This is a genomic window from Candidatus Paceibacterota bacterium, assembly GCA_035452965.1.
In the GTDB taxonomy this organism is placed as follows: domain Bacteria; phylum Verrucomicrobiota; class Verrucomicrobiia; order Limisphaerales; family UBA8199; genus UBA8199.
Genome location: DAOTCE010000060.1, coordinates 1 through 11,570, shown reverse-complemented (window position 1 = coordinate 11,570; position 11,570 = coordinate 1). Strand labels below are relative to the sequence as shown.

The 11,570-nt window shown below is 61.6% G+C and carries 5 protein-coding genes; all 5 read left to right on the top strand.

The features are described from left to right. Positions 1-622 (top strand): hypothetical protein (locus P5205_21965; protein HSA13029.1); only part of this gene is annotated, 622 nt, incomplete at its 5' end. 53 nt (positions 623-675) lie between these two features. Then, the gene (locus P5205_21960) at positions 676-1,821 is read left to right on the top strand and encodes a tail fiber protein (GenBank protein HSA13028.1); all 1,146 of its coding nucleotides are present in this window, start codon (positions 676-678) and stop codon (positions 1,819-1,821) included. 75 nt (positions 1,822-1,896) lie between these two features. Next, positions 1,897-9,282, top strand: coding sequence for a LamG domain-containing protein (locus P5205_21955; protein HSA13027.1), 7,386 nt, complete (start codon positions 1,897-1,899; stop codon positions 9,280-9,282). Positions 9,283-9,334: 52 nt separating this feature from the next. Then, positions 9,335-10,255: a thrombospondin type 3 repeat-containing protein gene (locus tag P5205_21950; GenBank protein HSA13026.1), complete on the top strand. Its 921-nt coding sequence runs from the start codon at positions 9,335-9,337 to the stop codon at positions 10,253-10,255. Further along, positions 10,252-10,722 carry a hypothetical protein gene (locus P5205_21945; GenBank protein ID HSA13025.1) on the top strand — a complete coding sequence of 157 codons (471 nt, stop codon included), beginning with the start codon at positions 10,252-10,254 and terminating at the stop codon, positions 10,720-10,722. The genes P5205_21950 and P5205_21945 overlap by 4 nt, the downstream gene beginning before the upstream one ends. Positions 10,723-11,570: the final 848 nt, after the last annotated feature.

The window sequence follows — 11,570 nt, the reverse complement described above, 5'->3', positions numbered from 1 at the left end:
GGCTAGACCATCTGAAACCATTTCAAAACCTTCTGAAACCGCGCGCGCATTTACAACGGCGCCTCTGCCGACGAGCGGCGCCTTCCCGCTGCGGTTGATCCTGCATGCCGGCACCGGCGACAACAACAAGCTGCTCTCCAGCGCGGTCATCGCGGCGCTGCCGGATGCCAACAGCAACGTCGTCAACCGCATCTACACCGACGCGGCCAACGTTCCCGCCGGCGCCACGGTGGTGACCCGCGTCGGCTCCGCCGCCTTCGGCCGCATTGCGCCGGTCGGCTTGAACGGCGCCGGCTTCCTCAACCAACTGGAGGGCGAATACGTGGTTGATTACGACGACCCGCTCAACCCGTTCAAACACGTCTATCACCCCGACCACGATAATCTACGCCCGAACGGAAGCACGTTAAACGAAGGCGAAGAGGGCTTTACCATCACCAATCGGGTCCACTTCACCTGGAACACTGAACCGGACCCAAGCCTGGGGGCGACGTTGTGGCGGCCCGATGAGACCGTCACCGGCACCTATGAACAGGAAATCCTGAACCTCCGCCGCACACCGATCACGCTGCGCGGGGCCTTCACCTTGAAACGCGTGAGCCGAGTCGGCTCCACGGAATGACTTGCATGCTTTACGGATCAACCAATTCGAATTCAGCAACACATGATAATGCTATGAAACTAAATCAACACCAGACCTCCCGGACCGCCCTAAAGGTGGCGCAACGTATCATCCTACTGGCCCTGGCCCTCTGGCTCGGCGTTCCCTGCCTGCTGGCGCAGGCGGTGCCGGATCGCCTGAACTATCAGGGCATCCTGCTCGACGGCCAGGGCGCTCCAATCGCGATGCCCACGGATGTCCAATTCCGAATCTGGGACTCCCCGACCCTCACCGAGACCAATCGCATCAAATGGGGCCGCATGTTCCGGATCACCCCCGACACCAACGGCGCGTTCAACGTCGTGCTGTCTTCCGAAGGCGCCCCCCTCTCAGACTCGCCGGACGTCAGCCTCTATGGAGTGTTCACGAGCGCGGGGAGCGACGAGCGCTACCTGGAACTCACCGTCGTCGGCTCCACGCCCATCCGCCCCCGGCAGCGTTTCGTCGCCTCGCCCTACGCCATGCTGGCACACGACCTGACGCCACGGCAGAACTTCATGGTCAACAATGAGCTGACGGTAGTCGAGAAGGCCAGTGTGGGATCGCTCACGACGCTTGGCGACGTGACAGCGGACACCTTTAACGGCAACGGCGGAGGGTTGACCAACATCAACATCAACAACCTTGCTCAGGCATTGCTGGACCAACTTGTCCCACCGGGAACGATTGTGGCTTTTGGCGGCCATGCCGTCCCTCCCCCCTCGGGCTGGCTGCTGTGCGATGGATCATGGGTGAGCCGCTCGACTTACAGTCGTCTCTTTTCCCAGGTGGGAACTGCCTGGGGAATTGGCAATGGGAGCACCTCGTTCAACCTTCCGGATTTGCGCGGCATGTTTCTGCGCGGAGTAAACGGAAGCCAAAACGATTCCGTATGGAAGGATCCCGAGGCCGCCAGTCGCCCAGCTCGCAATGGAGGGAATGCTGGTAACAACGTCGGGTCAGTGCAATCCGACGGTCTTGCTTCCCACTATCACTCTCTGGAGAAGAATCTCTACCAGCACTACCGTTCCTTTCAGGGCACGACCGGCTCCGATCATCCCCTCAAGATCAATGACGATGGCGGTGGCTCTATTTGGTCTACCCAGACTGCCGCGAACCCCGGTTACGCCGGCGATACGCGCCCGAAGAACGCCTACGTGAACTACATCATCAAGTATTAGCTGAGGCGGGCGACGAACACGAGACGTCGTTATATGACCTGTTGCTCCCTTTAATCTTTAATCGCACGAAATCTTATGCCACCGAACTTGAGAAAGCTGAAGCGGTTGGGCCTGGCGTGGGCGCTGGCCGCAATGGGGGCGTGGCCTAGCGCCCTTCTCGCTGCCGATATAGGCGGGCACCGGGTGCAATTTCCAACCCGACCTCTACCGGTCTACAACACCAACACGCCGAACCTCTGGGCCAGCACCAACCTGACCAGCGTGCCGATCAACGCGGGCGGAAACACCGTGGTGCGCACGAATGACACCGGCGTCAGGCGGTATCCCTATAACGTCTATGACGCGGCGAGCACCAATGAGCCAACGGGCTACCAGGCCTCCCATGCCCTGCCCTACAGCTCGTTCGGGCATGTAGTCACCGGCAACCGGCCGGACTATTTCCTGGGCGATCAAATCGCAGCGCCGACGGAAGTGTTGGGCACGAATTGGTTCATCAATTGGGCCGCCATGGGCCAAACCAATATCTCCCCCGCAAACGCCATCTACGAGCCTTCAGTCCAGCAAGTCTATGCGATTGGCGGCGGGCAAGTGACGATTACCTGGGTGTTCACCGATGGGGCCAGCAACACCAACATCACGCGCACGTATCTGGTTAGCGGCACACCCTCCGGACGGCCGTTCCGCGTCTATTGGACCGAGCCGCCCTACGGCGCGCCGACAATCAATTTGCAGGGCCGCCACGTCAAGTTCCACTGGAACAACAGCATCACCGCCCCCCAAACCAACAGCAGCGGCCTGGTGCGCGGCCTGATGGTTGACAGCTCCGGCCAGCTCCATGCCGCGCCCGGCCCCGATCCGAATGGCAATCCACTGCAGGGCATGGTGGTCATGCAGTACTTCAAGACCGGTGATCTGAGGGACCAGGTGCCCGGCGGAGTGGTGGTGGTGGAAGTGCGCCGGCCGCAAGTGAATACTCTCAAGGCGGGGGTTTCCAAGCGCCTGCTGCCCGAAGATAGCCCGTACGGCGACCGGGGGCTGGTTGCGCACGTGACGCGGGGCCTGGACGCGCCGGCCTACGTCTATCAGCACCAGGGCCAGTACACGCACAGCCCGAAGAACGGCTGGGTCTATGCCATCCGGCCCTCGACTTCCGCGCCGTGGATGATCGAGGTGTATTGGGAGGAGGCGGACCCGATGGGCACGCTGTGGCCGTATGAAGTGGATTGGTATGCGGCGGCCTGGCCCGGCGACGCCCAGCCCTATGTCCGCGGCTCGACCAACAGCCTCGGAGCCGACGTGCTGACCTCGATGACGTTATCGCCCAAGCTGATGGACGCGCAGGAACCGCCCGGCCATGCCCATTTATCGGCTCAAGGCGTGTTTAACAGCACGAGCGAAGGTTATTCGCTCTTGCAGTTCACGGCCAACGATAATGTGTGGTTCCAGGCGGTGCGCTCCGTCTATCACACCAACCAGTTTAGCGGGGCGGACCCGCTGCGTTGGCCGGTCGGCGCCCAGTTGCAGCCGGCATTGAGCCTGGAAGCGCTGCGATTCAACGGCGGCGCAGGTACGGCGACTGTGACGAACTTCCCTGGCCTGCCCGGGGAATTTACGGTCGAATGCTGGTTCGCGGTCTCGAACGCCAACAACGGCAAGCTCAAGCCGCTGTTGAGCCGGAGCTGGGGCACCAACGCCTGGGAGTTCATGCTGGGGGTTAACGGCAGCGGATGGTTGACAGCCTGGATGCAGACGACCAACCCAGCAGTGGCGACGCTCTTTGAGCTGAAGGGTGTGGCGTTGGAAAACGGCCAGTGGTGTCACGCCGCGCTATCAGTCAGCAGCAACGGCGCGACGCTCTTTGCCAACGGCCAGGCATGTGGCTCTGCCGGCTTTGAGACTGTGGCTCTCCAGAACAACGCCAGCCCGCTGCGGATCGGTTGGGGAACAGTTGTCGAAACCAACTTTTTCCTCAAAGGCCAACTGGATGAGATCCGGCTCTGGAGCAAGGCACTCTCTCCCGCCGAGGTCGCCCTGGCGCTGTCTCACTCGCTGGCCGGCGACGTGCTGACAAACCTGCTGGCCTACTACCCGGTCGAGAGCGACGGAACCAATGCAATGCTTTTGGACCTGGCCGGGGGCGGACGGCACGCTTCCTTCACCAACGCAACATTTGTTCAGCCCGGCGCGACGCCGGTGGGCGCCGCGTTCTCCCCCGACCACGGTTACGTCTATGATCCGCCTGGCCGCGATGATCCGCCTGTCCGCGCGCCATACAACGCCGCCCTTTACCGCTATCCTACGGTCGAAGAGCCCAACGCGGAGACGTACATCTTCGGCGTAAACGGCGGCCGGTTGGAAGTTTGGTGGGCGCAGCGGGTGCAGCAAACGGATATGCCCGAGCCGGTCTATTTCCCTGCCTGGGCTTGTGCGTATAGCAATGTGTGGGCTGTGAACAACGCGCCGGAGATTGTACTCGCCTCTGGCAAAGGTTCACCGGCATTCCAATCCGGCGATACAGCGTCCATCTACGCCCAGAACAATATCAGTTTGCCCGGCTACAACCCGAACGAGGAACATGCGCTCATGGGCCAGGATCAGGGCGGTTGGGTGGCCTACGCATTGCGCGACGACCTGAACATCCCACAGTCATCCCCGCCGTTCGTGCTGGTCAATTACACCGACCCGGACACCGGCCATCCCCTGATGCGGGTGTTCCATGTCATCCGCACCAACGCCCAGTATCCGGCTTTTGAATACTCGGCGGTGGTCGGCGATCCGTTGCGCGGCCCGCGTCCGCTGGACCTGATGCTGAACGCCGAGCCCACGACGGCCACGACGCCATGGGCCTGGCGCGACCGGAACCTCACCTGGTGGGCAGTCGGGTCCGGGCCGGGCGAAACCAACACGGCGGTGGTGATGGCCAACTACTATCCGATGCAGCTCGGCTTCTGGTTTCCCGAGGCCTCAACGCAGCCGGCAGCAGGCAACCCAATCCCGTGGCTTCCCGATGGCGCCACCAACCCGACCAATGGTACACCGCAACCGGTGCGATGGACACTTTCCTGGCCAACCAACGTTCCGGAAATGAAGGTGGGGCAGACCCTGACCCGCGCCGGGGAGTATCTGCCTGAGATTTGGAACCAGGCCAGCGTCGATATTGCATTCCAGCAATCGGCGGTTGTTGCGGGGGATCCGGCCGCCGTTTCGGTGAGGCTGTTCGATCCAACCGTCGCGCGAGACGTGGAGTTCCTTGAACCGCTCAGCGATTATGGGTTCACCAGTGGCCCGGACGGCAACACCTTGTCGCGGCAGGGCATGACCTACTTCCAGAACCTGCCGCCCGACTTGAGCGACCGCTTCTACTACGATCCCCCACGCAAAAAGCTCCGCTTTATTGGGCGGCTGATGGAGCCGGCGACGGGCCAGTCCTGGCTGCAGGTCAACCGCCTCAGCGCCCGACAGCGCGACGAACTCAAGGCGATTTGCACGGTTGAAGCCAAGACGAACGACTGGTGCGCGGCCATCGACCTGTTCCCAACGGATGTCGTCGAGGTCGCGCCTAACGACTCCTTTGACCACCTGGCGCTGGGGGCGGTCGGCCGCGGGGCGGGCTACGTCACGCTCGCCTTCAACAACTCGACCAACCTTTCCCCTGGCGCGCCGATCTCACTGTCAGTCATCAAAGTGCTGCCGGAACTCTACACGGGTTTCCTCATCCCGTTGAAGGACCCCCTCAACCTGCTCTCCGAACAGATGAACATTCTCTTCAGCGAGAGCTTCGCCGGCGACGCCGATCTGTTCGAGTTCCAGTGGGTGGCCGTGGACCCGCCCACCGATGGCACCGTTCCCAGCCTCCCCTCAGGCGATCCCTCGCTGCCCTTCGCCCAGGAAGATGGGCTCACCCGGCTGCGGATCGGCGGCATGGGCGCGACGCTCCAGGATCTCGTCAACCGCTTCTTCACAGTGCGGTATCGCGCAACCACCAATTCGCCGGCCTTGGCGGTCGTCGGTCCGGACTGGAGCGATTACGCCGACTTTGCTTTGGCCGAAGGGTGGGTGCAACGCGTGATGTTCTCCATCAATCCGTTCGAGCAGCGGTTGCGCGACCTTTACAGCAACCCGACCGAAACGCACGTCAGCATGGTCCAGCAGGCCGGCAGACCATACGTCGGCGACGTCGCGTTGAACATGGAAGCGGTCAATGATGTTGGGCTGATCGAGCTCTACCAGACCGTGCTCAACCGTGCCCGGCGGCTCAGCCTGGACCTGGGAATCAATAGCCCCGCCGTCAACCAGCAACTGTTGCTGGCCGCCAGCCGCCTGCATGCGCTCTACATGATGCTTGGCAATGACGCCTTCGCCGACGCGCTCGATCCAACCATTGGCTTCGGGAGCACCACCGTCATCAATAACGGCGCGGTACTGCCGATTGACTACGGCGCCTTCTCGTCCTCGCTGTTCTGCTTCGCCAACCAGGTCCCCACCCTCCTCGACGAGGAACTCGCGCTGCTGCGCGGCCGGGGCACGCCCACGCTGGCGCCCGGTGTGGGCAATTACCCTTACTACAACCGGCTGCTCTGGAACTTCACCCGCGGCCTCGACGCTGGCGAAGTCGCCTATGCGGTTAACTACAACATCCACAGCTCGGACAATGTGACCATTACCGCCGACACCGCCGCCGGCCTCTACCCACAAGGCCACGGCGACGCCTATGGCCATTACCTGAGCGCTCTGAAAGGGTATTACTACCTCCTGCGCAATCCCTACTTCAACTGGGGCGACCCTTCCATCACCTCGCTGCTGCTCGACTACCAGACCATCAGCGCCGACTATGACGACGAGACGCGCTTCGCCGAAGCCTCCGCCGCGCTGGCCCGCACCGGGCTGGAAGTGGCCCGCCGCGCCAGCCGCAAAGCCTACACCGACAGCGCCGACTCCGCCTATACCAGCCGGCTGGATACCGATCCGGATCGCGCCTGGGGCGTGACTGAATGGATTGGCCGAACGGGCATGGGCGCCTTCTACAACTGGGCCGCCGCCCAGTCGCTGCTGTCTACGTCAAAGGTGGATGTGGCGATCGAAGGTAACATCACCAGTATCGACCGCTCTTCAGTCAAGTCGCTGCGGGAAATCGTCACTCAATATGCCGCCCTTCAACGAGAACTGGACCAGGTGGACCAGGGCCTCAATCCGCTCGGTCTGGCCCGGGGGGCGGTGCCATTCGACATCAGCGCGGCTGACATTGATGCCGGCAAGACGCATTTCGAACAGGTGTACGAGCGGGCGGTAGGCACCCTGGCAAACGCTCACACGACCTTTGATGCCGTCCAGGAGACGGTGCGATTGTTGCGGCAACAATCAGAGAGTGCTCTCCAATTTGAGGAATCTGTCGCAGATCAGGAAATGGACTACACACATCGCCTGATCGAAATCTTCGGCTACCCCTACGCCAACGACATCGGCACCAACGGCACCTACGCCCAAGGCTATGATGGCCCCGACCTGTTCCACTTCATGTACATGGATTTGGAGGCGCTAGGTTTCGACAAGCGCACTGACATCGGCACTAACACTGTAAGCACCAATAGCCTGAAAGCATCAGATTTACTCGAAGGAGGAAAGTTTGCTTCCGTTCCCTTGCAGAGCACCAATATAACATTTCATCTCGCAGCGAACGGCCTCCTCATCAAACCCGAAGAATGGAGTGGCGATCGCAGGGCGGAGGGCGAAATTCAGAGAGCCTATCGAGATTGCCTGGTTGCATTGCTGGAACTCCGGACCGCCAAAACAACCTACGAGAACAAACTGCAAGAACTGAAGGATAGGTTCGATTGGTACGTCCAATACAATGGGTGGTATGACACCATGCGGGACCAGAGGAACAATGTCACGTGGCTCAACAGCTCCAGCATCGCATACACTTGGCTCTCAGCCGCTGCTCGAGCAATCTCCAGGGGGGGCGAGGCGACTGTCGGGTTGAGTACAATACCGAAAACTGAATTCGTATCCCTGATGACTGGACTTGCCGGGGCGTCCCTCTGGGTGGGGGCTGGTGCCAGAGGTGACCTCATGGACGCAATGTCTGAAACCATGCAGCTCCTGCTTGAAACCCAGATCGCACAGGACACATTCCACATTCAGGATCAGGAAATGCGCATGGCTATTGTGGACTTGGCCCGAAACCAGCGCGAAAGTGCCAGCGCTTTACTGGTGGCTCTTCAGAAAGCCTCCGACGCCCAGGCTGCCTTTCAATCTGTCGTGGCCGAAGGTGAACGCCTGCTGCAGGAGCGCGAAAGCTTCCGCACCTCAGCCTCTGCTCGGATTGCCGCCAGTCGCTACAATGACATGGCCTTCCGCGTCTTCCGCAATGACGCCCTTCGCCGCTATAGCGATGCCTTTGAACTGGCTGCTCGCTACACCTATCTAGCAGCGAAAGCCTACGACTACGAAACCGGCCTGCTCCCGTCCGATACCACGCAGGCACCAGGCACGCAGTTCATGGACCGGATTGTCCGAGCCCGGACCCTCGGACGCGTGGTCAACGGCCAGCCTGTGCTTGGGGTGACCGGCATCGGCGAGCCCGGCCTGGCAGACATCCTGGCCCGCATGAACGCTAACTGGGGCGTGCTTCGCGGCCGGTTGGGCTTCAACAACCCCGAAACCGAAACAGGCCGGTTCTCGCTCCGCACCGAGCTGTTCCGGATCCTGCCGGGCCCGGTAGGCGACCCTCTCTGGCGCCAGAAGCTCGAAGAGTGCAGGGTGGACGACCTCTTCGCTCTCCAGGAATTTCGCCGCTCCTGCCTCCCCTTCGCGTCGCAGAGCGGCCTCGAGGAGCGCGAGCCAGGCCTGGTCATTCCATTCACTTCAACCATTGACTTCGCGAAGAACTTCTTTGGACGCGACCTGGCGGGCGGAGACAACGCCTACGATTCCTCGCACTTCGCCACCAAGATCCGGAGTGTGGGCATCTGGTTCGGCAACTACGATTGCGTCACGGACGGCTCGCAGGGTGTCTATCTCGCCAATCAGCCGCGCGTTTACCTGCTGCCACTGGGCCAGGACATCATGCGCTCGCCCACCGGCCTGGGCGACACGTTGCGCCAGTGGCAGGTGCTCGACCAGGCGATCCCGCTGCCGTTCCCGATCGGGCCTGCCGACCTGGACAACCCGGACTGGATTCCGATCTATGACACGCTCAGCGACGAGTGGGCGCAGGCGCGTCGCTTCCCCTCGATGCGCGCCTACCACGATCATGGATTTAACGTCAACGAGATGGTCGCCAACTCCCGCCTCGTCGGGCGCTCGGTCTGGAACACGCGCTGGGCGCTGATCATTCCCGCCGGCACGTTGAACAACGACCGCGCGCACGCGCTGGATTGGTTCATCGGCGGCGCCACCGGCACCAACGGCGTCAGCGACATCAAGCTCTTCTTCCAGACCTACTCGTACGCCGGCAATTGACCGCGAATGAGAAACGCTGAAACACTGAAATGCTGAACTCTCTGCTCCTGCCATGAAAACCAACCTCCTGCTGAGAAACAGTGAAACCCTGAAAAGCGGAAATGCGGCAATGCTGAAATCTCAGCGTTTCAGCATTTCAGCGTTTCAGCATTTCACTCTGGTTCTGTTAATCGGCCTGTTGCTCTCTCCGCCTCCCGCGCTGGCGGACTTCCCGCTGCCTGCCTACACCTACTACGGCGAAGTCCGCAATGCCTACGGCTGGCCTTACACCCGCGCCGACCAGGTCCAGGTGATTGTCCGGGTGAATGGCCGTGAATGCGGCCGGGCGAATGTGGACGAGTGCATTGGCCCGGGCCTGAATTACCGCGTCGAGGTTCCTCTGGACAACGGTAACTGTGACCTTTACGCGACCTTCGCCGCCCGGCGCGAGGATCACCCGGCGTTCGCCATCCTCGTCGGCAGCCAGGAATATGTCGTAATGGACCCAACCAATTCACCGCCTCTAGGAGCTGCGGGCGGCCGACTGCGACTCAACTTCTTCCGCGACACGGACACCGACAACGACGGCCTGCCCGATACCTGGGAGCAGATGATCCTCTTCGCCTCCGGGGGCCGCTACGCGAGCATCAGCGAAATCCTGGCCGGGGATGACTTCGACGGCGACGGCCTTAGCAACCGCGACGAATACGTTGCCGGGACGGACCCAACCTGGGAGGTGGATGCACTGTCGGTGGAAGCGATTGTCCATTGGCCAGGCCTCAACCGGTTTGGCGTCGGCTTCTACAGCGTGACGGCCAAGACCTACCAGCTCCTCGGCTCGGAGGCGCTGGCCCAATGGCAAGAACTGGACTTGCTGCTTAACCCCACCAACGAAGTGTCCCAGAAGTTCTGGCGCGGCGACGGCTACTACTCGTGGCTGTTCATAGACACACAAACCAATCCGCGCGGATTGGTCCGGCTGAAGGTGCAATGAGACTGCTGCTGGCAATCGGGGTCTGGGCGGCTCTGGCCGCCGGTTTCGCTGCCAGGGGAGAAACGTGGACCAACCTTGCCGGGAAAGTCATTGCCGCCAAACTCGTCGGCGTTCAGAGTGAGCAGGTTCTCCTGCAGCGCCCCAACGGCCACATCCTGCGCCTGCCGCTCTCCAGCCTCAAACCCGAAGACCGGATTCGCGCCCGGGAACAAAGCGGGACGGAGCGATTGCCGGCGGAGTTGAAAACGCCTCTGGAGCAGGCCAAGACCGACATCCAGCGTGCCGCGCAGTTCCTCCAGGGCGGCAAAATCACGCGTGAGGAATACGCCGCCCGCTGCGAGAAGGTTAAGCAGCGATTTGAACACCTCGCCCGCCAGGCGCTCAAGGACCGGGGCGAGGCGCCGGACGACCAGGTGGTCAAGCGACTCAAGCAGCAGCTTGACAGAGTGGCAGCGCCCGGGCCGTGAAGGTCCGAGACTGGTCTCGGTGCCGCTGACTCTCTCCGACAAGGGAGAGGGTGGGGGTGATGGCGAATTGCCCCCGCCCTGGATCTGTATCGGTTTGCCGGACACCGTTGGGCAAGGTGACGCACGGTAAACCGAACATGAACGAAAGCAGCCCAAACACCATTGAGGGCCGAGCGAAGGTATCGCGGTCCAGCTACGATGAAGCCTTCAAACGCTCGCCCGTCGAGCACTATCACCGCCACGGCGGGACGATCCAGCGTGCGGCGCGGGAGTTGAGCATCAATTGCCGGACCTTGCGCGGGTGGATCCAAGCCCAATCGCCGCCAAGCCACCCTCAGCGGCCTCTACCACTTCATGGCGGCCAACAACAACAAAATAGCCTTTGCCCTTGCGACTGTCTGAAAACCTCCATGGTTACCTTCGCTGTGAATCTACTGGGCCTTGCCAGGACGCAAGACAGTCTTCTGTTTTGGGCGGTTTCATGCCGTAGATCCGGGCCTCTCGTATATCGCTTCATATATACACCGCAGCAGGTCTCTCATTAACACCCCGCTTCAGCGGGGTGTCGTACGCGGACGAGTCCCCGAACCGCTTCAGCGGTTTACGGCGGTGGATAAACCGCTGAAGCGGTTCCAAGGCCGAGACCATCCCCCACCCCACCCCGCTGAAGCGGGGTGTTAATGAGAGGCCGGTCGCCAACTCCGAAGAAACCTGTCGTGCGCCCGCCTTCCCATTTTCTGCATTTTCGAGGTTGCAAAGCGCATTCGAAGCGGGCAGGCTCTCTTACTCAATGTCGGGGCGTAGCGTAGCCTGGCTAGCGCGCTTGTTTCGGGTACAAGAGGTCGTGA